The organism is Sphingomonas sp. PR090111-T3T-6A (genome assembly GCF_000383095.1).
Classification (GTDB): Bacteria; Pseudomonadota; Alphaproteobacteria; order Sphingomonadales; family Sphingomonadaceae; genus Solisphingomonas.
Window position 1 is genome coordinate 245,231 of sequence record NZ_AORL01000010.1, and the last position, 22,283, is coordinate 267,513.

The following is a 22,283-nucleotide window of genomic DNA, read 5'->3' on the forward strand; positions in this document are numbered from 1 at the left end:
GAAGTTATCCACAGGCTTATCGCAAGAACAAACGCGGAATAGGCGCGGTTTTCCGCACTTTCATCACCAGAGCTTTGACCAATGACGCCCAGGAAATGCACAGAGATACCCATGCAGTGGTATTGAAACCCATGTCCTCCCCATGATACTCCCACGTCGTCCACGAGGGGGCCGTCGGGGAGCGGGGGTCATCGGGATCGTGGAAGGGGGACGGGGCGAGGCCGTCTCCGATCGGGGCAGAGCTTGGACATCGGCCATCTCTTTCAAGGCCATGCGCTGAACGCGGTGGACGCGAAGGGACGGGTGTCCGTGCCGGCGGGCTTCCGTTCGCTCATCGAAAAGCGCGCCCTCAAGAACGCTCTCGACCCTGACAACACGCTGATGATCGGCGAGCATTCGAGCGGCCACTGCCTCACCGCGCTCGACGCCGTCGCCTCGGCCGAATTCGACCAGCAGCTTCGCGATGGCGTGGCAGACCTCCCCGCCGCCGAGCGTCTCTCCGCGCTTGAGGAAGCCCGCGTCGATGCCTTCGGCAGCCTCGAAGCCGTGAAGTTCGACGGCGCGGGCCGCATGGTGCTCTCCCCCATGCTGCGCGCGGTCGGCGAGATCGAGGATCTGGCTTTCTTCTTGGGCGCGGGCTCGTCCTTCCAGATTTGGAACCCGGTGAAGGCGCTGGCTGCCTTCCCGGATGGCTCGCGCAACCGCAAGACGCTGGCCTTCCTCCTCAAGGAGCGGGGGATCTCGGCATGACCGACGCTCCCCACATCCCCGTGCTTCTCGACGAGGTGATGGATGCGCTTGCGGTGAAGCCGGGCGACACGATCGTCGACGGCACCTTCGGCGCGGGCGGCTACACGCGGGCGATCCTCGCCGCGGGGGCCGCGCGCGTGTTCGCTTTCGATCGCGATCCCGACGCCATCGCCAACGGCCGCGCGCTGGAGGCGGAGAGCGGGGGCAGGCTCGTACTGGTTGCGGAGCGTTTTTCCCGGATGTCCCAGGCACTGGCCGCGCGCGGCGTGGAGCAGGTGGACGGCGTGACGCTTGATATCGGCGTATCGTCCATGCAGCTCGATCAGGCCGCGCGCGGCTTTTCCTTCCAGGGCGACGGGCCTCTGGACATGCGGATGGAGCAGGCCGGCACCAGTGCCGCCGACTTCGTGAACGAGGCCGACGAGGCCGAGATCGCCGACGTCCTCTACATCTATGGCGAGGAAACCCGCGCCCGCCGCATCGCCCGCGCGATCGTCGCGGCGCGCCCGCTGACGCGCACCGGCGAGCTGGCCGAGGTCGTGCGCCGCGCGGTCGGCCATCATCCGGGGATGCCGAAAGACCCGGCGACCCGCACCTTTCAGGCGATCCGCATCCATCTCAACCGCGAGCTGGAGGAGCTGGACGAGGGGCTGGCCGGCGCCGAATCGCTGCTGGCGCCCGGCGGGCGGCTGGCGGTGGTGAGCTTCCACAGCCTTGAGGACCGCATGGTGAAGCGGTTCCTGAACATGCGGGGCAAGCCGCGCCCGGCCGGCTCGCGTCATCTTCCGGCGGCGGCCCAAGGCCCCGCGCCCAGCTTCGAGTCCGTGTCGCGTGGCATCCGTGCCAGTGAGCTTGAGCTTACCCGTAATCCCCGTTCCCGCTCGGCGACCCTGCGCGCCGCGCACCGCACCGCAGCGCCGGCCTGGCCGGCGGAAACCCAGGCACCCACCCGCCAGGCGAAGTCCGGCAAAAGCGCCGCCCGCCGAGGAGCAAGATCATGATCGCGACACGTTTCCGGACTGTGGGATGGGTCGCCAGCGTCGCGGTCGCGGCGCTCGGCTGCTACCTTGTCTCGCTCCGCGTGGCGGCCGAGCGGGCGCAGGTCGATCAGCTCACCCGTCGCGTCGTCGCCACCCGCGAGGACATCCGCTCGCTCCAGACCGAACTCAACACGCGGAGCCGGCTCGTGCAGCTGGAGCGGTGGAATGCCGACGTGCTGTCGTTGACCGCCCCCAAGGCGCACCAGTATCTGGCGGGCGAGATGCAGCTTGCCAGCCTTGCCACCCCTGCCGTCGCGGCGACCGCTGCCGTGGCCGTCGCCGACGCATCCGGTCTCCAGGCGCCCGCCGCGGTGGCGCAGGTGGCCTATCGTCGCGTGACCGACGCGCCCGCGACGCGGCTGGTGCATTCGGTGTCGCTCGACCTCGACGCGCCGGCGGATCAGCAGCCGGTGCTTCGCCGTGTGGCGCTGCGCCGTCCGGCGTCCGACGCGCTCGGCGGGGCTTCGCGGATGGCGTATCTCGACACGGGCGGGAAGACCCGGCGGCCGTGACCGCAACCGTCACGCGCCCTGACAGGGTCCGGCTCGCCGGTCAGCGCCAGCAATCGCTGGCGCTTGTTCATTTCCGCCTGATGGTGGTGATGCTGCTGTTCCTGGGCGTGGTCGGCGTGATTGCGCTCCGTCTGCTGTGGATCTCGATCTTCGCGGGCAGCGCTCCTTCCACGCCGGCCGCCGACGGCCTGCTGCCCGCGCGGGGCGACATCGTGGACCGCAACGGCGTGCCGCTGGCGCGCACCATCCAGGCCTGGTCGATCGGCCTGCATCCCAAGCAGCTCGTCAACGATCCGATGGAGGTGGCGAAGAAGCTCGCCGCCGTGATGCCCGAGCACAGCGTCGCCGACTATTATGCGATGCTGAAGTCGAACAAGAGCTTCATCTATCTGCGCCGCCGCGCGACGCCCGAGCTGGTGGCCGAGGTGAACACGATCGGCGAGCCCGCCATCGCGCTCGCCCGCGAGCCGGAGCGTCTCTATCCGCAGACCACGCTCGCTGCCCATGTGCTCGGCTGGACCGACATCGACGGGCGCGGCGTGTTCGGCATGGAGAAGGTGCTGAACAACCGCCTGCTCGATCCGAACAAACGCGGCACGCCGGTGTCGCTATCGATCGACAGCCGCGTGCAGGCGGCGATGGAGGCGGAGCTGGGCGCCGCCGTGCAGAAGTTCACCGCGGCCGGCGGCGAGGGCCTCGTGCTCGACGTGCGCACGGGCGAGGTGATCGCGATGACCTCGTTCCCGACCTTCAACCCCAATGATCCGGGCGCGACGCCGATCGCCGCGTTGAAGAACAATGCCACCCAGTCGGTCTATGAGCTGGGCTCCACCTTCAAGGCGATCACCATCGCCAACGCCATCGACAGCGGCGTCGTCACGTCGATGACGAAGAAGTACGACGCGACCCAGCCGCTCCAGATCGGCCGCTACAAGATCCACGACGACCATCCCGCCAATCGCTGGCTGAACGTGCCGGAGATGATGGTGCTGTCGTCCAACATCGTCACCGCCCGCATCGCCGATGAACTCGGCAAGGATCGCGAGGTGGCGATGTTCCGCAAGCTCGGCTTCGACAAGCCGCCGGCGGTGGAGCTGACCGGCTCGGCCCATCCGCTGTGGCCGGGCTATTGGGGGCGCACAACGGTGATGACCGTCGGCTTCGGCCACGGCATCGCGGTGACGCCGCTCAACCTCGCCATCGCCTATGCCGCGCTGGTGAACGGCGGCGTCTACCACCCGGCGACGCTGTTGAAGCGGGGACCGGACAATCCCGTGCCCGAGGGCCATCGTGTCATCTCCGAGGCGACGAGCGCGCGCGTGCGGCAGCTTCTGCGCCTCGTCGTGCTGCCGATCGCGGACGGCACCGGCAAGAAGGCGGACGTGCCCGGTTTCCGGCTGGGCGGCAAGACGGGCACTGCCGAGGTGGCGCAGGGCGGCGGCTACAACCACAAGCTCAACGTCTCGACCTTTGCGGGCGTCTTTCCGATGGATGATCCGCGCTATGTCATCATGATGACGCTCGACAGTCCGCATGGCACGAAAGATACCTTCGGCTTCACGACGGCGGCCTGGGTGGTCGGCCCCGCCATCGCGCATACGGTGGCGCGGATCGGCCCGCTGCTCGGCGTCATCCCCGACGAACGGCATGACGTCGACGAGAGCGAGCTGCTGCCGCTGCTCTGGCGGCCCGACAAGGACAAGAAGGCCGCATTGACCGGCGCCGCCGCGGCGGCACACGACAAGGACTGAGATCGAAGGCATGAAACTGGGCGAATTGATCGAAGGACTGTCGGGCCCAGCGGGCGAGGCACGGGTGACAGGCTGCGCGATCGACCATCGCAAGGTGGCGCCCGGCACGGTGTTCGGCGCCTTTCGCGGCGCGGTCCGCAATGGCGAGGACTTCATCGCAGGCGCGGTCGAGGCCGGCGCCGTCGCCGTCGTCGCGCGACCGGAAGCGAACGTGCCGGCCGGAGCACTCCACATCGCTGACGCCGAGCCGCGCCGCGCCTTCGCGCGCATCGCGGCACATTTCTTCGCGCCTTTCCCCGAGACGGTGGTTGCCGTCACCGGCACCAACGGCAAGACCTCGACCGTCGAGCTGACCCGTCAGTTGTGGCGGATGCAGGGGCATGTCGCCGCCTCGATCGGCACGCTCGGCGTCACCACCACCGATGCCGAGGGCAATGCCCAGCAGGTCTCGACCGGGCTCACCACGCCCGACATCGTGACCTTCCTCTCCAACATGGCGGGCCTTCGGATGGAGGGCGTCACCCACGCCGCGTTCGAGGCCTCCAGCCACGGTCTCGCCCAGTTCCGCACCGAGGGCCTGCCCGTGCGTGTCGGCGCCTTCACCAACCTGACGCGCGACCATCTCGACTATCACGGCACGATGGAGGCCTATCTCGAGGCCAAGCTGCGCCTGTTCACCGAGGTGGTGGACCGCGACGGCACGGCCGTGGTGTGGGCGGACGATCCGGCCTCCACGCGCGTTGCCGAGATCGCGCAGGAGCGGGGGCTGAAGCTCATCAGCGTCGGCACAAGGGGCGAGACGCTCAAGCTCGTCGATCGCCAGCCGACCCAGCTCGGCCAGAACCTCCTGATCGAGGCTGAGGGCAAGACCCACAAGGTCAACCTGCCGCTGATCGGCGCCTATCAGGCGGCGAACGCGCTGGTGGCGACCGGCTTCGCGCTGGCGACGGGCGGTAAGCTCGCCGACGTGCTGGCCGGCATGGCGCGCCTCCAGCCGGTGCGCGGGCGTCTGGAGCGCGCGGTCATCACGGCGAAGGGCGCGCCGGTCTATGTCGATTATGCCCACACGCCTGATGGCCTTCAGGCCGCGATCGAGGCACTGAAGCCCCATGCGAAGGATCGCCTGATCGTCGTGTTCGGCGCAGGCGGGGATCGCGATACCGGCAAGCGTCCCGAGATGGGAGCGATCGCCGCCAAGATGGCGGATGTCGCCATCGTCACCGACGACAATCCGCGCACCGAAGACCCGGCCTCGATCCGCGCCGCGATCATGGCGGCGGCTCCAGGCGCGCAGGAGATTGGCGATCGTCGCTCGGCCATCGCCGCTGCGGTGGTGGAGGCGGGCGAGGGGGACATCGTCCTTGTCGCTGGCAAGGGCCATGAGACGGGCCAGATCGTCGGCGATCTCGTGCTGCCGTTCGACGACGTACAGGTCGCGCGCGAGGTGGCGGCGTGAGCCTCTGGACCTCCGCCGCCGTCGCGGCCGCGACAGGCGGCAAGGCTTCGGCTGACTTCGCCATCTCCGGTGTCGCCTATGACTCGCGGGAAGTCGGCCCCGGCGACCTGTTCGTCGCACTGAAAGGCGAGGCGACCGACGGGCATCGCTTCGTGGCCCAAGCCTTCGCGCAGGGTGCGGCAGGCGTGATCGTCTCCGAGCCGGTAGACGGCCCGCACATCCTCGTCGCCGACACCACGGCGGCGCTCAACGCGCTCGGCGCGGCGTCGCGGGCACGGACCGAGGCGAAGATCATCGGCGTCACCGGGTCGGTCGGCAAGACGGGGACCAAGGAGGCACTCTACGCTGCTTTGGACCGCGCCGTGCCGGGCCGCGTGCATCGTTCGGTGAAGAGCTACAACAACCATGTCGGCGTGCCACTCAGCCTCGCGCGGATGCCGGCGGAGACGCGCTTCGGCGTGTTCGAGATGGGCATGAACCATGCTGGCGAACTGGATACGCTGACGAAGCTTGTCCGCCCGCATGTCGCGCTGGTGACGGCGATCGCGCCGGCGCATTCGGCCTTCTTCTCCGGGGAGGAGGCTATTGCCGATGCCAAGGGCGAGATCTTCCGCGGGCTCGAACCCGGCGGCACCGCGATCGTCCCGTTCGATAGTCCGCACCGGGATCGCCTGATTGCGGCGGCAGAGCCCTATGCGGCGCATATCGTCACCTTCGGTCGCGCGCCCGGCGCCGATGTTCGCGCCACCGAGGCGGTGCGCAGCGCCGCTGGTACGCTCGTCAACGTCAAGCTGCCCAAGGGCCATCTCACCTGCACGATCGGGCTTCCCGGCGAGCATTGGGTGTCGAACGCGCTCGCCGTTCTCGCCGCCGTCGAGGCGGTGAGGGGCGATCTCGCCGCCGCCGGGCTCGCGCTCGGCGAGATGAGCGGGCTCCCCGGCCGTGGTGCGCGCCGCACCGTCGTGCTGGAGAAGGGCGAGGCGCTGCTGATCGACGAGAGCTATAACGCCAACCCCGCCTCCATGGCCGCGACCATCCACGAGCTGGGGCAAGAGCGGGCCACGCGCCGCATCGCGCTCTTGGGCGAGATGCGCGAGCTGGGCGAGGGATCGGCCGGCTATCACGCCGCGCTCGCCCAGCCGCTGATCGAGGCCCGCACGCAGGCCGTGATCCTCGTCGGCGAGGGTATGGCGCCGCTGGCCGAATCGCTTGCAGGGCACATGGATGTCGCGCATGTCGCCGACGCTGCAACCGCGAAGGACAGGCTGGCGGAGATGCTCCGCCCCGGCGACGCGGTGCTCGTCAAAGGTTCCAACGCCATCGGGCTCGCGCGCGTCGTTCAGGCGCTGGCGGGGGAAATCGCCTAATGCTTTACCTTCTCGCCGAATATCTGGGTTTTCCCCACGCGCTCAATCTGGTGCGCTACATCACCTTCCGCGCGGGCGCGGCCGCGATCACGGCGTTGTTCCTCGGCCTTATCATCGGGCCGAAGTTCATCGGCTGGCTGCGCATCCGGCAGGGCAAGGGCCAGCCGATCCGCACCGACGGCCCGCAGACGCACCTCGCCAAGCGCGGCACGCCGACGATGGGCGGGCTGATGATCCTGACCAGCCTCGTCGTCTCGATGCTGCTGTGGATGGACCTCTCCAACCGCTACACCTGGGCAGTGCTGTTCGTGACGCTGGGCTTCGGCGCGATCGGCTTCCTCGACGATTACGACAAGGTGAAGAAGCGCTCGACCAAGGGCGTGTCGGGCAAGGCGCGCCTCGCGGCTGAGTTCCTGATCGCGGGCATCGCGAGCTACCTCATCATCAACATGGGCAACACCCATCTCTACCTGCCCTTCTACAACGGGCCGGTGATCGATCTGGGCTGGTTCTATGTGCCGTTCGCCGCCTTCACGATCGTGTCGTTCGGCAACGCGGTGAACCTGACGGACGGGCTCGACGGCCTTGCGACGATGCCGGTCATCATCGCCTGCCTCGCCTTCTTCGTGATCTCCTATCTGGTCGGCAACGCCAAGTTCGCGACCTATCTGGGCATCCCGCACGTTCCGGGCGCGGGCGAGCTGACGCTGATCTGCGCCGCGATCATCGGGGCGGGGCTGGCATTCCTGTGGTTCAACGCGCCGCCGGCTGCCGTCTTCATGGGCGACACCGGCAGCCTCGCACTCGGCGGCGCGCTCGGCACCATCGCGGTGGTCGCGCACCATGAGATCGTGCTGGGCATCGTCGGCGGCCTGTTCGTGGTCGAAGCGTTGTCGGTCATCATCCAGGTGTTCTTCTACAAGCGCACCGGCAAGCGCGTGTTCAAGATGGCCCCCATCCACCATCATTTCGAGCAGATCGGCTGGTCCGAGCCGACCGTGGTGATCCGTTTCTGGATCATCGCCTTCGTGCTGGCGCTGGCGGGTCTCGCCACGCTGAAGCTCCGGTGATCGCCTCCTCCGCCTTCTGGGGGAAGCGCTATGTGGTGCTGGGGCTCGCGCGCTCCGGCCTCGCCACGGTGCGGACCCTGATCGAGAGCGGCGCCCACGTCACCGCGTGGGACAGCCGGGCCGAGGCGCGCGCCATCGTGCCGGCCGGTGCGAAGCTGGGCGATCCGATGGTGATCGACCTCAGCGCCTATAACGCCGTCATCGTCTCGCCGGGCGTGCCACTCAATTCGCACCCGATCGCGGCGCGCGCGAAGGAAGCGGGCGTGCCGGTGATCGGCGATATCGAGCTGTTCGCGTTGGCGCGGGCCTCGCTGCCCAGGCACAAGGTCGTCGGCATCACCGGCACCAACGGCAAGTCGACCACCACCGCACTGATCCACCACATCCTCCAGACGGCGGGCGTGCCGACGACGATGGGCGGCAATATCGGGCTCCCGATTCTCGGGCAGGAGCCGCTGCCGGAAGGCGGCGTCTATGTGCTGGAGCTGTCGAGCTTCCAGATCGACCTGACGCACAGCCTCGCCTGCGACGTGGCGGTCATCACCAACATCACGCCGGATCATCTCGACCGTTATGACGGCTTCGCGGGCTATGCCGCCTCCAAGGCGCGGCTGTTCGCGATGCAGCAGGTCGGGCAGGTCGCCGTGATCGCCGTCGACGACGACGAGACGCGCGCGCTGGCCGAGCGGCTCTCGACGCCGCCCGCTCCGCCGCTGGCGATGGAGGGGATGCTGGGCTCGGCGATCCCGATGCCCATGCCCGCGACCGGGCCGACCGTCGTCGAGGTGACGGCGGCGACCGTGAAGGACCAGTCGGCATGGCCGGCGCTTCAGGGGCCGCACAATGCGCAGAACGTCGCGGTGGCGGTGGCCGTCGCCCGTGCGCTGCGCATCACCAAGGCGGTGATCCAGCGCGCGCTGGAGACCTATCCCGGTCTGCCGCACCGCATGGAGCGTGTCGCGGAGATCGAGGGCGTGCTCTACGTCAACGACAGCAAGGCGACCAACGCGACCTCGGCCGCGCCTGCGCTCGGGGCCTATCCGCGCGTCCACTGGATTTTGGGCGGCCGCCGCAAGACCGACGATCTCGACGCCTGCGTGCCCTTCTACGGCCATGTCGTGGCGGCCTACACCATTGGGGAGTCGGCCGAGCTGTTCGAGAAGATCCTGCTCGAAGCCGGCATCCACGCCACCAACTGCGGCACGCTCGACAAGGCGGTGCGGCAGGCGGCGGGCGTGGCGCGCGTCGGCGAGACGGTGCTGCTGTCGCCGGCCTGCGCCTCCTACGATCAGTTCAGCGATTATGAGGCACGGGGCGAGGCGTTCCGCGTCGCCGTGGCGGGGCTGGAGGCGCGCTGATGAAGATGGACGCGGTCACCACGACCAGCAGCCGCAAGGCCAAGCTCCGCAACGGCAAGGCTCCGCGCCTCGGCCGGGCGGATCGCTCGGCGCTGGGCCGCTGGTTCTGGGAGATCGACCTCGTCCTGCTCGCACTGGTGACGGTGCTGATCGGCATCGGCCTGATCGCGGTGGCCGCGGCCTCGCCGGCGGCGGGGGTGCGCTATTCGGACGGCGCGGTGCAGTTCCCGCCGCTCTATTATTTCTACCGCCAGTGCATCTGGCTCGCGATCGGCGTGCCGGTGATGTTCGTCGTCTCGATGCTGCCCAAGGATCTGGCGCGCCGGCTCTGCCTGATCGGCGCGGCGGTGTTCGTCGTGGCGTTGGCACTGACCCCCTTCATCGGCCATCAGGTGAACGGCGCGCGGCGCTGGCTCGGCGTCGGCATGGCGCAGGTGCAGCCGTCGGAGTTTCTGAAGCCCCTCTATGTGGTGGCGATGGCGTGGCTGCTGTCGCTGAAGCAGCATGACCGGACGCTTCCGGTGGTGCCGATCAGCTTCCTCGCGACCGGCTTCATCGCCGCCTGCCTGATGAAGCAGCCGGACTTCGGCCAGACCGTGATCTTCCTGCTGATGTGGACGGCGCTGCTGACGCTTTCGGGCGCGCCGCTCAAGGGGCTGGCGGCGCTGGGCGGGCTCGGCGTGGCGGCGGTGGTTGCGGCCTATCTGTTCTACCCGGTGGCGACGCTGCGCATTAACAACTTCCTCTTCCAGTCGGGCGACACCTATCAGGTGGACTCGGCGCGCCGCACGCTGATGCATGGCGGCCTGTTTGGCACCGGGCCGGGCGCGGGGACGATGAAGTTCAAGCTGCCCGAGCCGCACACCGATTACATCTTCTCGGTGATCGGCGAGGAGTTCGGCCTGATCGCCTGCCTCGCGATCGCGCTGATCTATGTGGCGATCCTCGTGCGCGTGTTCGTGAAGCTGCTCGACGAGGAGGACCAGTTCATCCTGCTCGCGGGCGCCGGCCTCGCCACGCAGTTCGGCGCGCAGGCGATCATCAACATGGCGGTGAACGTCCAGCTTGCGCCGTCGAAGGGCATGACGCTGCCGTTCATCTCTTATGGTGGTTCGTCGATGGTCGCGCTGTCGATGGGCTTCGGTCTGCTGCTGGCGTTCACGCGCCGGAACCCGTATCTCTCGCGTTCCCCCTATGTCGTGACATGGAACCAGAGCCGGTGAGCAAAACGCCCGCCCAGATCAGACGTCATTTCCTGCTGGCCGCCGGCGGCACCGGCGGTCACATGATTCCTGCCCACGCGCTGGCCGAGGAGCTGATGCGCCGCGGGCACAAGGTCGCGCTGGTGACGGACGCGCGTGGGGCGAAGATTCCCGGCCTGTTCGACGGCGTGGACGTGCATGTCCTGCCGGCGGGGCGTCTCGGCGGTGGCATCCTCGGCTGGATCAAGGCGGCGGGCGGTATCTGGCGTGGCCGCAAGGCGGCAAGGGCGCTGATCCGCGAGTTCGAGCCGGCGGCCGTTGTGGGCTTCGGCGGCTATCCCGCGCTGCCGACCTTGCTCGCTGCGCTGTCGCTCAAGGTGCCGACCGCGCTTCATGAGCAGAACGCCGTGCTGGGCCGCGTCAATCGCCTGCTCGCGCGCCGCGTGGATGCGCTGGCGACGGCCTATCATCAGGTCGATCGCGTGCCGAACGGCATCGAGCCGATCGTGGTCGGCAATCCGGTCCGCGCCGAAATCCTCGCGCTGCGCGACCAGCCTTACCCGCCGCTCGGCGAGGACGGCGTCTTCCGTCTGCTGGTGACGGGCGGGTCGCAGGGCGCGTCGGTGCTCTCGACCGTGGTGCCCGATGCGCTGGGCCTGCTCCCGATCGTGCTGCGCCAGCGCCTTCAGGTGACGCAGCAGTGCCGCCCCGAGGACATCGAGAAAGTCCGCGCGCGCTATGCCGAGCTGGACATCCCCGCCGACCTCGCCACCTATCTCGGCGACCTGCCCGAGCGGCTGGGCTGGTCGCATCTCTTCGTCGGGCGCTCCGGCGCGTCGAGCATCGCGGAGCTGACCGCCGCGGGCCGCCCCGCCATCCTCGTGCCGCTGCCGTCCGCCATGGACGACCACCAGACCGCCAATGCGCGCGAGATGGCGGCGTCGGGCGGCGCGCGCTCGATCCCGCAGGCGCGCTTCACCCCGGTCGAGCTGGCCAAGCAGATGCAGAAGATGGCGCTCGAACCCGGCGCGCTGGAGAATGCCGCGCGCCGCGCCCGCGAGGCCGGCTATCCCAATGCGACGTCGGACCTCGCCGACCTCGTCGAGAATCTCAGCGGGCCGACCCCGGCTCCGATCCAACCCACTACAGACCTCAAGGAAGCATTCGCGTGAAGGGCGTCGCCACCGACATCGGCACTATCCATTTCATCGGCATCGGCGGCATCGGCATGTCGGGCATCGCCGAGGTGATGCACAATCTGGGCTATAGCGTGCAGGGCTCCGACGTGGCCGAGGGCTATGTCGTCGAAGGCCTGCGCAAGCGCGGCATCGAGGTGATGATCGGCCATGACGCCGCCAATCTCGGCGACGCGGCGGTGGTCGTGACCTCCACCGCGATCAAGCGCGGCAACCCCGAGGTGGAGCGCGCGCTGGAAGAGCGTATCCCCGTCGTCCGCCGTGCGGAGATGCTGGCCGAGCTGATGCGCCTCAAGTCCACCGTCGCGGTGGCGGGCACGCACGGCAAGACGACGACCACTTCGATGGTGGCGGCCCTGCTCGACGCGGGCGGGGTGGACCCGACCGTCATCAACGGCGGCATCATCAACAGCTACGGCTCCAACGCCCGCCTCGGCGCGTCCGACTGGATGGTGGTCGAGGCCGACGAGAGCGACGGCAGCTTCCTGCGTCTCGACGGCACCTATGCCATCGTCACCAACATCGATCCCGAGCATCTCGATCATTACGGCTCGTTCGAGAAGGTGAAGGATGCCTTCGTCGAGTTCATCGAGAATGTGCCCTTCTACGGGGCCGCGCTGCTCTGCCTCGATCATCCCGAGGTGCAGAAGCTGATCCCGCGCGTCCGCGATCGCCGCGTCGTCACCTACGGCTTCTCGGCGCAGGCCGACGTTCGCGCGGTGAACGTGACGCCGATCCCCGGCGGCAACCGCTTCGAGGCGATCATCCGCCATCGCGATGGCACGACCCGCTCGATCGAGGGCATCGAGATGCCGATGCCGGGCCGCCACAATGTCTCGAACGCGCTGGCCGCGATTGGCGTGGCGCTGGAGCTGGGCGTCAAGGACGAGGTCATCAAGACCGGCTTCGCCAAGTTCGGCGGGGTCAAGCGGCGCTTCACCAAGGTGGGCGAAGTCGGCGGCGCGATCGTCATCGACGACTACGGCCACCATCCGGTCGAGATCCGCGCCGTGCTGTCCGCGGCGCGCGAGGGCGCGCAGGGCCGCGTGATCGCGGTGGTCCAGCCGCACCGTTTCACCCGCCTGCGTGATCTGATGGACGAGTTCCAGCAGGCGTTCAACGACGCCGACATCGTCTATGCCGCCCCGGTCTATCCGGCGGGCGAGCAGCCGATCGAGGGTGTCGATGCGGCGGCGCTGGTCGAAGGGCTGCGCCAGCGCGGCCACCGCTCGGCCAACGAGATCGCGAATGCCGATGCGCTGGCGAAGGAGCTGGCAGGCGTGCTCAAGCCGGATGACATGGTGGTCTGCCTCGGTGCCGGCGACATCACCAAGTGGGCCGCCGGCCTCGCTTCGGCCGTCGAGGCGGAACGCGCGAAGACGGAAGGGGCGGCTGCGTGAGCCAGGCTGCCGTCCTGCCGAAAGTCGCAGGGCGCCTGACGAACCAGGCGCCGCTGGCGCCGCTCGTCTGGTTCAAGGCGGGCGGGGCGGCCGAGTGGCTGTTCGAGCCGAAGGACATCGATGATCTCGCCGGTTTCCTTGCCGATCTCGATCCGGCGACGCCGGTGATGGGGCTGGGGCTCGGCTCCAACATGATCGTGCGCGACGGCGGCGTGCCGGGCGTAGTGGTGCGTCTCGGCAAGGCGTTCGCGCAGGTCGAGCGGATTGATCCCAAGACGCTGAAGTGCGGCGGCGGGGCGAGCGGCATCCTCGTCTCCTCGGCGGCGCGGGACGCGGGGATTGCGGGCGTGGAGTTCCTGCGCTCGATCCCCGGCACGGTCGGCGGCTTCGTGCGGATGAACGGCGGCGCTTATGGCCGCGAGGTGAAGGACATCCTCGTCGAGGCCGACGTGGTGCTGCGCTCGGGCGAGCGGCGGACGCTGGCGCTCGGTGATCTCGGCTACACCTATCGCCACAGCGAGCTGCCCGAAGGCGCGATCGTCGTCTCGGCGACCTTCCGGGGCATCCCCGGCGAGCCGGAGGCTATTCAGGCCGAGATGGACCGCATCGCCGCCGAGCGCGAGGCCTCGCAGCCGCTGCGCTCCAGGACCGGCGGCTCGACCTTCAAGAATCCGCATGGCCACAAGGCCTGGGCGCTGGTCGATGCGGCGGGCTGCCGTGGGCTCAAGGTCGGTGATGCGCAGGTGTCCGAAAAGCATTGCAATTTCCTGCTCAACCTCGGTTCAGCAAGCTCCGCCGATATCGAGGAACTGGGCGAGGAAGTCCGCCGGCGCGTGAAGGCGCAGAGCGGCATCGAACTGGAATGGGAGATTCAGCGCGTGGGTGTGGCGAAGTGAGCGGCGTGAAGCCTCTCCATGTGGCGGTTCTGATGGGCGGCTGGTCGGCCGAGCGCGAGGTGTCGCTTTCGTCCGGGCGCGGCGTGGCGAAGGCGCTCGACAATCTGGGCCATCGTGTCGTCGCGATCGACATGGAGCGCGACATCGCCGCGAAGCTGACGCTGGCCGCGCCAGACGTGGTGTTCAACGCGCTGCACGGCACGCCCGGCGAGGACGGCGCGGTGCAGGGGATGCTCGACATCATGGGCGTGGCCTACACGCACTCGGGCCTCACCACCTCGGTCATCGCGATCGACAAGGAGCTGACCAAGCAGGCGCTCGTTCCCCACGGCATCCGGATGCCGGCGGGCAAGGTGGTGGCGAGCGAGAGCCTCTATGCAGGCGATCCGCTGCCGCGTCCTTATGTGCTGAAGCCGGTGAACGAGGGCAGCTCGGTCGGCGTCGCGATCGTCACCGACGCCAGCAACTACGGCAACCCGATCGCCCGCGACGCCGAAGGGCCGTGGCGGCATTTCGACCATCTCCTCGCCGAGCCCTTCATCGCCGGCAAGGAGCTGACCGTCGCCGTGCTCGACGAGAAGGACGGGCCGCGCGCGCTCGCCGTCACCGAGCTGAAGATCGACAGCGGCTTCTACGACTACGAGCATAAATATACCGATGGCATCACCACCCATGTCTGCCCGGCCGAGATCCCGGCGGACATCGCGGAGGCCGCCAAGCGCATGGCCGCCGAGGCGCATCGCCTGCTTGGCTGCCATGGCTGCTCGCGCTCGGATTTCCGCTGGGACGATACGCAGGGCGAAGCCGGCCTCTATCTGCTGGAGGTCAACACCCAGCCCGGCATGACGCCGTTGAGCCTCGTGCCCGAGCAGGCGCGGCATGTCGGCATGAGCTATGAGGCGCTTGTGCAGCGCCTGATCGAGGAAGCATTGGAGCGCAAGGCGCTGGATCGGGGGACAAAGGCGTGAGCGAAAGGGCCCGGATCAGGCGGGGCGCGCAGCCGCGACACAAGCGGCAGACGACGGCGGCGCGGCGCGGTGCCGCCGCAGCCAACGCGCGCGCCCGCAAGATGACGGGCAAGGCGCTGGCGACCATCCCCGTTCCAGCGGAGCAGCTTCTGCGCCTGGGGCAGAAGCTGGCATGGCTGGCGGCGGGCGTCGCGGCCATCGGCGGGCTGTTCTATCTCGGCCTGCCGCAGATGGCGGGCACGGAAGCCGGCGAGCTGGTCGGCAAGGCGGGCTTCGCGGTGAAGCGCGTCGAGATTCAGGGCATCCATCACATGGATCGCCTGCCGGTCTATTCGGTGGCGCTGGATCAGACGTCGACCGCGATGCCGCTCCTCGATCTCGGCGAGATCCGCCGCAAGCTGCTCCAGTTCGGCTGGGTGTCCGACGCGCGCGTCTCGCGCCGCCTGCCGGACACGCTGGTGGTCGATGTGGTGGAGCGGGAGCCGGCCGCGATCTGGCAGTATCAGGGCAAGCTCAGCCTGATCGACAAGGACGGCGTCGTGCTTCAGCCGGTCGATCCGCGCGCGATGCCGGACCTGCCGGTGGTGGTCGGCCCCGGCGCCAACCAGCAGGCGACGCAGCTCTCGGCGCTGATCGATGCCGCGCCGCGCCTCAAGCCGATGCTGGCGGGCGCGACCTGGGTGGGGATGCGCCGCTGGGACATGCGCTTCCAGTCGGGCGAGACGCTCTCGCTGCCCGAGGGCGACGATGCGGCCAGGGCGGCCTATGCCAAGTTCGACAGGATGGATCAGGCCGCGCGCCTGCTGGGACAGGGCTTCGTGCATTTCGACATGAGAATACCGGGCAAGTTCGTGGTCCGCGTCTCCAAGGAGCCGGGCCATGAGGTGACCGATCCCTCCACGGTTCCGCCGCCGGCGCCGGCCGGCACGGACGCGATCTGAGGGGCCGGGGGGCAAATGGCGCAGGGACGCAACGACAAACTCATCACCGCTCTCGATATCGGCTCTTCCAAGGTCTGCGCGCTGATCGCGGAGAAGGGCGACGGGGGCGAACTCACCGTGCTCGGCACCGGCCAGCGCGAGAGCCGGGGCGTGCGCCGCGGCTATATCGCCGACATGGAGCGCACCGAGGTCGCGATCCGCGAGGCGGTGGAGCAGGCCGAGCGCATCGCCGGCGTGAACATCGAGGAGGCGTGGGTCGGCTTCTCGGCGGGCGGGCTGGTCAGCCGCGTCGCGTCGGTGGAAGTGGAACTCGGCGGCCATCGCATCGAGCAGAGCGACATCGACGACCTGCTCGACGCCGGTCGCAACTCGATCGACCCGGAAGGGCGCATGGTGCTCCACGCGCAGCCGACGCTCTACACGCTGGACGATGTGCGTGGCGTCAAGAAGCCGCTCGGCCTTCATGCCGACAAGCTGGGCGTGGACATCCACGTCATCGCCGCCGACGCCTCGCCGGTGCGCAATCTCGATCTGTCGGTGCGTTCGGCGCATCTGGCGGTGAAGTCGATCGTGGCGGCGCCGATCGCGACGGGGCTCGCCTGCCTCTCCGACGAGGAGCGGGAACTGGGCGTCGCGCTCGTCGAACTGGGGGCGGGCGTCACCAACGTCTCGCTGTTCGCGGGCGGGATGCTCGTCGGGCTGGCGGCGATCCCCTATGGCGGGTCGGACATCACCGACGATATCGCCTCCGCCTTCGGCACGCGCCGCAGCCAAGCCGAGCGGATCAAATGCTTCTACGGTTCGGCGACCACGTCTCCGCGCGACAATCACGACATGATCGACGTCGCGCCGATGGCCGGTGGCGAGGAGGGGACCGAGCCGCAGCGCATCACCCGCGCGCAGCTCATCTCGGTGATCCGCCAGCGGCTCGACCTGCTCTCGGGCGACATTGCGGCCGCTCTGAAGCAGCTCGGTTTCGCCGGGCCGGTCGGCCGGCAGGTCGTGCTGACCGGCGGCGGGGCAGAGTTGAAGGGCATTGCCGACTATATCCAGGGTGTGCTCGGCCGGGCCGTCAGGATCGGTCGGCCGCGCGGGCTGGCGGGGCTGCCGGAGGCTCATGCCGGGCCGGCCTTCGCCACGCTGTCGGGGCTGGCGCTCTATGCGTCGTCCAACCCGGTGGACCTGCGCGGCGCCGATCCGACGCGGCCCGTGCCCGAGCGGGTGTCCCCGACGGGGCTGGTGAACAGGCTCATCGCGGCGTTCAGGAGCGGATATTGAACGGCTGACCTGAGAAATATGTGGATTGTTGGTCTTTTTGCGTGCGTCCGAGTGAGTGTTTTGGCAGAATCGGCCCGAGATAGGTGTTTTGGGGCATTCCGGGCGTTCGGGGAGTTTGAGGTATGAGCATCGAATTCGTTCGGCCGGAAGTGGATGAGCTTCGGCCGCGCATCAGCGTGATCGGCGTCGGCGGCGCGGGCGGCAACGCCATCGCCAACATGATCGACGCGGAAGTGCAGGGGGTGGACTTCCTGGTCGCGAACACAGACGCGCAGGCGCTGAACCATTCGCCGGCGGAACGTCGCATCCAGCTTGGCCTGCGCATCACGCAGGGCCTCGGCGCGGGCTCGCGGCCCGAGATCGGCCGCGCTGCCGCCGAGGAGACGATCGAGCAGATCGAGAAGGCGCTCGAAGGCGCGCACATGTGCTTCATCGCGGCCGGCATGGGCGGCGGCACCGGCACCGGCGCGGCCCCGGTCATCGCCAAGGCGGCGCGGGATCGTGGCATCCTGACCGTCGGCGTCGTCACCAAGCCCTTCTCGTTCGAGGGCAGCCGCCGCATGCGTTCGGCCGATAGCGGCATCGAGGAGCTTCAGAAGCACGTCGATACGCTGATCGTCATCCCGAACCAGAACCTCTTCCTGATCGCCAACCCGAACACGACCTTCAAGGAAGCGTTCAAGATGGCGGACGAGGTGCTCCAGCAGGGCGTCCGTGGCATCACCGACCTGATGGTCATGCCGGGCCTCATCAACCTCGACTTCGCCGACGTCCGCTCGGTGATGGGCGAGATGGGCAAGGCGATGATGGGCACGGGCGAGGCCTCGGGCGACAACCGCGCCATCGAGGCGGCCGAGAAGGCGATCGCGAACCCGCTGCTCGACGGCGTGTCGATGAAGGGCGCCAAGGGCGTCATCGTCTCGATCACCGGCGGCGAGGACATGCGCCTCATGGAGGTCGACGAGGCCGCCAACCATATCCGCGAGCTGGTCGACCCGGACGCGAACATCATCTGGGGCTCGGCGTTCAACAACGAGCTGGACGGCAAGATCCGCGTGTCGGTCGTCGCGACGGGTATCGAGGCCGAGGCCGGCGCCCATGCCGAGCCCGCCAAGGTGTTCAGCTTCCCGGCCGCCAAGCCGCGCGTCGAGGCCGCCCCGGTGGCGCCGCCGCCGGTGGCCGCTCCCGCCCCCGCGCCGGTCGAGCCGCCGGTCGCCGCTGCACCGGCTCCCGAGCCGGAGCCGGCCGAGGACGAGCTGCTGCTCGGCAGCGAGACCATGCTGACCCCGCAGGCCGAGGAGCAGCCGGAGCGTCCGGCCGCCGCCGAGGCCGAGCCGGAAGCGCCCGGTCGCCGCTGGCTCAGCTCCGGCGCCGACATCGAGCCGACCCGCACCGCGCGCACCACGGGCGCGGGCGGCAGCGGCGGCACGCTGTTCGAGCGCATGTCCTCGATCGCGCGCGGCGCTGCCAAGGCGCAGGTGGACGAGGATCGCCCGAGCGAGCGCCGGGACTCGAACGATCTGCCGGGCTTCCTGAACCGCCAGAACAACCAGTAATTCCCTCCACCGAGGGGTGGGCGAGGGCGCCGGGCCGCGAGGTTCCGGTGCCCTTTTCGTGGGTGCGGCCGGATCATCGGATCGGCGCGCGCTGGAGCGTGCCCGCCGTGAAGCAGGCCGGAGCCCCTTGCGCGCGTCGCCGTCCTCGCCCAAAGCCATGGGCCATGCCGATCCTGCCTTCGTCCGGTGCGCTGCGCCGGTTCATGCTTCCCGTTCTGCTTTTCGCGGTGACGCCCGTCGCGCTGGCGCAATTGCCGGCGCCCACGCCCGCCGCGCAGCAGAATGACGATCCGAGCGAGCTGCTCGCCCGCGCGCTGCGCACGCTGGCGACCGAGCCCAACAATCTCGAGGCGCTGACCGCCGCCGGCCATAATGCGCTGGTGCTGGGCGATGCGAACGCGGCGGTGGGCTTCTTCGGCCGCGCGCAGGAGATTTCGCCGCGCGACGGGCGGGTGAAGGCGGGCCTCGGCTCGGCGCTGGTGCAGCTCGAAAAGCCGCAGGAGGCGCTCCGCCTGTTCGGCGAGGCGAGCCGGCTCGGCGTGCCGGAGACCGATTTCGCGGCGGATCGCGGCCTCGCTTATGACCTGACCGGGGATTCGAGGAAGGCGCAGCGCGACTATGCGACGGCGCTGGCTGCGCACCCGGCGGATGCCACCATACGCCGCCGCCTCGCCTTGTCGCAGGGCATTTCGGGCGATCAGGCGGCCGCGCTCGCCACGCTCGATCCGCTGCTGCGTGCACGCGACATCGCGGGCTGGCGCGACAAGACCTTCGTGCTGGCGATGACCGGCGACGCCAAGGGCGCGAGCGACATCACTCACATCATGATGCCGCAGCAGGCGGACATGCTGCAGCCGTTCCTCGTGCGCCTCGGCACGCTGTCGGCGGCGGACAAGGCCAAGGCGGTGCATTTCGGCGAGATGCCGGCGGCCGGGCACAACTATACGCCGACGCAGCTCGCCAATATCGGCGCGCCGCCCACTTATGCGGGTTCGACCGCCACCGCGCCGCGCAGTGACCTCGCGCCGATCAAGCCGACGACGCCGGGCACGATCGTGGCCTCGCAGTCGAGCGATCTCGCCAATGCGCCCGCGCTGGCGCCGGTCCGCACCACGACGCTGCCGCCTGCGGCCGCGCCGGCGACCGGCCTCACGCCGCCGCAGGTGGACATCGGGATGCCGAGCCCGGCCGCGACCGGCCATTACGACCTGCCGCATGTCGCCGCCGATCGCCGCACGGTCGGCACGCCGGTCTACCACGGCGACAGCAGCGCGCGCCGCGCCTCGTCCGCGAGCGACGAGCAGGACTGCACCCGCGTGAAGGTGCCGGCCGTCCGTGCGACGCGCCATCATCGGGGCAAGCCGGCGACGACCAGGCTGGTGTGCAAGGCGTCGGGCTCGAAGTCGTCCGAGAGCGCCTCGTCCAGCCGCGGCAAGGCCGATGAGGATTGCACCACGGTCAGGACCACCTCGAAGGGCAGCCGGCACCACAAGGGCCACACCACCACGAAGACGGCGTGCAAGGCCCGCAGCGATGACGGCTCCTCGGCGAAGTCGGCCGGCAAGGCGGGCTCGCGCGCCGACGAGGATTGCACGACCGTCAAGACGACCGCGAAGGGGCGCCATCACAAGGGCAAGGCCACGACCAAGACGGTCTGCAAGCCGCGTGCGGACGACGACGCCACGCCGTCCAAGACCTCGGCGAGCAAGGCTGCGTCGCACGCCGACGAGGACTGCACCACGATGCGCGTGCGCGCCAAGGGGCGTCATGGGAAGGCGACCACCAAGCAGGTCTGCAAGCCCCGCGATGCGGACGACAGCGCCACCGCCAAGGCCTCGTCGCGCAGCACCAGGTCCGCGAGCGCGGATGAGGATTGCACGCCGGTGAAATCCACGGTGAAGGGACGCCACGGCAAGAGCCACAGCGTCACCAAAACGGTGTGCAAGCCTGCCGCCGACGACAAGGCCACCGCGAAGAAGGGGGCCAAGGCCGCGTCCGACGACGCCGACGACAGCAGCGGCAAAGGCAAGAAGGCCACGGCGTCCACGCACAAGGGCAAGGCGTCCGACGATGAGGACGACACCAAGGCTTCGGCCAAGGGCAGCCGCATCTATGTCCAGGTGGCGGGCGGCGCGAACAAGGCCGACATGGACAAGGCCTGGGCCGGCGTGAAGAAGAAGGCGCCCGAGCTGATGAAGGGCAAGTCGCCCTCCACCACGCCGCTGCGCGCCACGCATCGCCTGATGGTCGGCCCGTTCAAGGATGAGGCGGAGGCGCAGGCCTTCGTCAACAAGATGTCCGGCAAGGGGCTGTCGGGCTTCGTCGTGAAGACGACCAAGGGCCAGAAGGTCGAGAAGGTCGGCGGCGGCGAATGAGGTGGACGGCGTCCTATGCGGCAGACCCGGCGAGGAGCAGGGGGCGCCGTCATATCGAGCCGGGCGGGGAGACGCGCGGCCCCCGCGACGCCTTCCAGCGCGACCGCGACCGGATCATCCACGCCATCGCCTTCCGGCGGCTGCGCCACAAGACGCAGGTGTTCGTCGCGCCCGATGGGGACCATTTTCGCGTGCGCCTCACCCACAGCCTCGAAGTGGCGCAGATCGGGCGGACGATCGCCCGCCAGCTCGGCCTCAACGAGGATCTGACCGAGGCGCTCTGCCTCGCCCACGACATCGGCCATCCGCCCTTCGGCCATGCCGGCGAGGATGCGCTGAAGGCGGCGACGATGCCGGCGGGCGGCTTCGATCACAATGCGCATACGCTGCGCATCCTGACCAAGCTCGAAAGCCCCTATCCGCGTTGGCCGGGGCTCAATCTGAGCTGGGACATGCTGGAGGGCCTCGCCAAGCATAACGGCCCTGTCCGTCACCCGAGCTGGGCGCTGGCCGAGGCGGATGCGGATTATCCGCTCGAACTCGGCCAATGGGCCTCGCTGGAGGCGCAGGTCGCGGCCATCGCCGACGACATCGCCTACGACAATCACGACATCGACGACGGCCTGCGCGCGGGCATCCTCGATCTCGACGCGCTGTGCGAAGTGCCGCTGGTGGCGTCGCGCTGGGGGGCGGTGTGCGATCGCCATGCCGGCGTCCCGCTCGCGAAGCTCCGGCCGGAGCTGGTGCGCGACCAGATCGGCGTGATGGTCAACGACGTGATCGAGGAGAGCCGCCGCCGCATCGCGGAGACGGGGGTCGAGACCGTGGACGATGTCCGTGCCGCCGGGCGCCAGCTTGTCGGCTTCTCGCCCGAGATGGCGCAGGCCGAGCGCACGCTCAAGCGCTTCATGTACGCGACGCTCTATCACAGCCCCTCGCAGCTCGCGGCGGCCGAGGTGGCGCGCGGGCTGCTCTCGCGCCTGTTCTCCGCCTATGCGGCGGACCCGTCGCTGCTACCCGACGAGTGGCGCGCCGCGCTCCCCGAGGCGGAGCCGCAGCGCACCCGCCACATCGCGGACTTCATCGCCGGCATGACCGATCGCTACGCCATCGCGCGGCACAAGGAGGTGGTCGGCCCGGTGGATTTGCCGGAGGGCTTCTGATCGC

General features: G+C 69.2%; 18 protein-coding genes. All 18 read left to right on the forward strand.

The annotated features are described in order from the left end of the window. Nucleotides 1-243: 243 nt before the first annotated feature. The 18 genes from ST3T6A_RS0104005 (at nucleotide 244) to ST3T6A_RS0104090 (ending at nucleotide 22,279) form a co-directional block, all read left to right on the forward strand. On the forward strand, nucleotides 244-750 hold the full coding sequence (locus tag ST3T6A_RS0104005) for a division/cell wall cluster transcriptional repressor MraZ (protein WP_019831608.1): 507 nt from the start codon (nucleotides 244-246) through the stop codon (nucleotides 748-750). Beyond that, nucleotides 747-1,751 carry a 16S rRNA (cytosine(1402)-N(4))-methyltransferase RsmH gene (rsmH, locus tag ST3T6A_RS0104010; RefSeq protein ID WP_019831609.1) on the forward strand — a complete coding sequence of 335 codons (1,005 nt, stop codon included), beginning with the start codon at nucleotides 747-749 and terminating at the stop codon, nucleotides 1,749-1,751. The genes ST3T6A_RS0104005 and rsmH overlap by 4 nt, the downstream gene beginning before the upstream one ends. Further along, nucleotides 1,748-2,302: a hypothetical protein gene (locus ST3T6A_RS20710; RefSeq protein WP_019831610.1), complete on the forward strand. Its 555-nt coding sequence runs from the start codon at nucleotides 1,748-1,750 to the stop codon at nucleotides 2,300-2,302. Before rsmH ends, ST3T6A_RS20710 begins: the two co-directional genes overlap by 4 nt. Next, nucleotides 2,299-4,053, forward strand: coding sequence for a peptidoglycan D,D-transpeptidase FtsI family protein (locus ST3T6A_RS0104020; protein ID WP_019831611.1), 1,755 nt, complete (start codon nucleotides 2,299-2,301; stop codon nucleotides 4,051-4,053). The genes ST3T6A_RS20710 and ST3T6A_RS0104020 overlap by 4 nt, the downstream gene beginning before the upstream one ends. Nucleotides 4,054-4,063: 10 nt before the next feature. Then, on the forward strand, nucleotides 4,064-5,509 hold the full coding sequence (locus ST3T6A_RS0104025; RefSeq protein ID WP_019831612.1) for a UDP-N-acetylmuramoyl-L-alanyl-D-glutamate--2,6-diaminopimelate ligase: 1,446 nt from the start codon (nucleotides 4,064-4,066) through the stop codon (nucleotides 5,507-5,509). Continuing rightward, nucleotides 5,506-6,876 (forward strand): UDP-N-acetylmuramoyl-tripeptide--D-alanyl-D-alanine ligase, encoded by a 1,371-nt coding sequence (locus ST3T6A_RS0104030; RefSeq protein WP_019831613.1) that lies wholly within the window; start codon nucleotides 5,506-5,508, stop codon nucleotides 6,874-6,876. Before ST3T6A_RS0104025 ends, ST3T6A_RS0104030 begins: the two co-directional genes overlap by 4 nt. Then, nucleotides 6,876-7,946 (forward strand): phospho-N-acetylmuramoyl-pentapeptide-transferase, encoded by a 1,071-nt coding sequence (gene mraY / locus ST3T6A_RS0104035; protein WP_019831614.1) that lies wholly within the window; start codon nucleotides 6,876-6,878, stop codon nucleotides 7,944-7,946. The genes ST3T6A_RS0104030 and mraY overlap by 1 nt, the downstream gene beginning before the upstream one ends. Beyond that, nucleotides 7,943-9,304 (forward strand): UDP-N-acetylmuramoyl-L-alanine--D-glutamate ligase, encoded by a 1,362-nt coding sequence (gene murD / locus ST3T6A_RS0104040; protein WP_019831615.1) that lies wholly within the window; start codon nucleotides 7,943-7,945, stop codon nucleotides 9,302-9,304. Before mraY ends, murD begins: the two co-directional genes overlap by 4 nt. Then, nucleotides 9,304-10,527: an FtsW/RodA/SpoVE family cell cycle protein gene (locus ST3T6A_RS0104045; RefSeq protein ID WP_019831616.1), complete on the forward strand. Its 1,224-nt coding sequence runs from the start codon at nucleotides 9,304-9,306 to the stop codon at nucleotides 10,525-10,527. Before murD ends, ST3T6A_RS0104045 begins: the two co-directional genes overlap by 1 nt. After that, nucleotides 10,509-11,678, forward strand: a complete 1,170-nt coding sequence (murG, locus tag ST3T6A_RS0104050; RefSeq protein WP_051103372.1) for an undecaprenyldiphospho-muramoylpentapeptide beta-N-acetylglucosaminyltransferase — start codon at nucleotides 10,509-10,511, stop codon at nucleotides 11,676-11,678. The genes ST3T6A_RS0104045 and murG overlap by 19 nt, the downstream gene beginning before the upstream one ends. Next, nucleotides 11,675-13,102 (forward strand): UDP-N-acetylmuramate--L-alanine ligase, encoded by a 1,428-nt coding sequence (gene murC, locus ST3T6A_RS0104055; protein ID WP_019831618.1) that lies wholly within the window; start codon nucleotides 11,675-11,677, stop codon nucleotides 13,100-13,102. The genes murG and murC overlap by 4 nt, the downstream gene beginning before the upstream one ends. Further along, on the forward strand, nucleotides 13,099-13,998 hold the full coding sequence (murB, locus tag ST3T6A_RS0104060; protein ID WP_019831619.1) for a UDP-N-acetylmuramate dehydrogenase: 900 nt from the start codon (nucleotides 13,099-13,101) through the stop codon (nucleotides 13,996-13,998). Before murC ends, murB begins: the two co-directional genes overlap by 4 nt. Further along, entirely contained in the window at nucleotides 13,965-14,966 is a 1,002-nt protein-coding gene (locus tag ST3T6A_RS0104065; protein ID WP_051103373.1) for a D-alanine--D-alanine ligase, read from the forward strand. Before murB ends, ST3T6A_RS0104065 begins: the two co-directional genes overlap by 34 nt. Beyond that, nucleotides 14,963-15,907 (forward strand): cell division protein FtsQ/DivIB, encoded by a 945-nt coding sequence (locus ST3T6A_RS19215; RefSeq protein WP_019831621.1) that lies wholly within the window; start codon nucleotides 14,963-14,965, stop codon nucleotides 15,905-15,907. The genes ST3T6A_RS0104065 and ST3T6A_RS19215 overlap by 4 nt, the downstream gene beginning before the upstream one ends. Nucleotides 15,908-15,922: 15 nt before the next feature. Beyond that, nucleotides 15,923-17,185, forward strand: coding sequence for a cell division protein FtsA (ftsA, locus tag ST3T6A_RS0104075; RefSeq protein WP_019831622.1), 1,263 nt, complete (start codon nucleotides 15,923-15,925; stop codon nucleotides 17,183-17,185). A 122-nt stretch (nucleotides 17,186-17,307) separates the two neighbouring features. Continuing rightward, the gene (gene ftsZ / locus ST3T6A_RS0104080) at nucleotides 17,308-18,741 is read left to right on the forward strand and encodes a cell division protein FtsZ (protein ID WP_019831623.1); all 1,434 of its coding nucleotides are present in this window, start codon (nucleotides 17,308-17,310) and stop codon (nucleotides 18,739-18,741) included. 164 nt (nucleotides 18,742-18,905) lie between these two features. Further along, nucleotides 18,906-21,116, forward strand: a complete 2,211-nt coding sequence (locus ST3T6A_RS20715) for an SPOR domain-containing protein (protein WP_051103374.1) — start codon at nucleotides 18,906-18,908, stop codon at nucleotides 21,114-21,116. After that, nucleotides 21,113-22,279: a deoxyguanosinetriphosphate triphosphohydrolase gene (locus tag ST3T6A_RS0104090; RefSeq protein ID WP_019831624.1), complete on the forward strand. Its 1,167-nt coding sequence runs from the start codon at nucleotides 21,113-21,115 to the stop codon at nucleotides 22,277-22,279. The genes ST3T6A_RS20715 and ST3T6A_RS0104090 overlap by 4 nt, the downstream gene beginning before the upstream one ends. Nucleotides 22,280-22,283 lie beyond the last annotated feature (4 nt).

Coding starts and splice junctions, on each gene's coding strand:
- rsmH (WP_019831609.1), top strand. CDS start 747: ATGACCGACGCTCCCCACATCCCCGTGCTTCTCGACGAGGTGATGGAT.
- ST3T6A_RS20710 (WP_019831610.1), top strand. CDS start 1,748: ATGATCGCGACACGTTTCCGGACTGTGGGATGGGTCGCCAGCGTCGCG.
- ST3T6A_RS0104025 (WP_019831612.1), top strand. CDS start 4,064: ATGAAACTGGGCGAATTGATCGAAGGACTGTCGGGCCCAGCGGGCGAG.
- mraY (WP_019831614.1), top strand. CDS start 6,876: ATGCTTTACCTTCTCGCCGAATATCTGGGTTTTCCCCACGCGCTCAAT.
- ST3T6A_RS0104045 (WP_019831616.1), top strand. CDS start 9,304: ATGAAGATGGACGCGGTCACCACGACCAGCAGCCGCAAGGCCAAGCTC.
- murG (WP_051103372.1), top strand. CDS start 10,509: ATGGAACCAGAGCCGGTGAGCAAAACGCCCGCCCAGATCAGACGTCAT.
- ST3T6A_RS0104065 (WP_051103373.1), top strand. CDS start 13,965: ATGGGAGATTCAGCGCGTGGGTGTGGCGAAGTGAGCGGCGTGAAGCCT.
- ftsA (WP_019831622.1), top strand. CDS start 15,923: ATGGCGCAGGGACGCAACGACAAACTCATCACCGCTCTCGATATCGGC.
- ftsZ (WP_019831623.1), top strand. CDS start 17,308: ATGAGCATCGAATTCGTTCGGCCGGAAGTGGATGAGCTTCGGCCGCGC.
- ST3T6A_RS20715 (WP_051103374.1), top strand. CDS start 18,906: ATGCCGATCCTGCCTTCGTCCGGTGCGCTGCGCCGGTTCATGCTTCCC.
- ST3T6A_RS0104090 (WP_019831624.1), top strand. CDS start 21,113: ATGAGGTGGACGGCGTCCTATGCGGCAGACCCGGCGAGGAGCAGGGGG.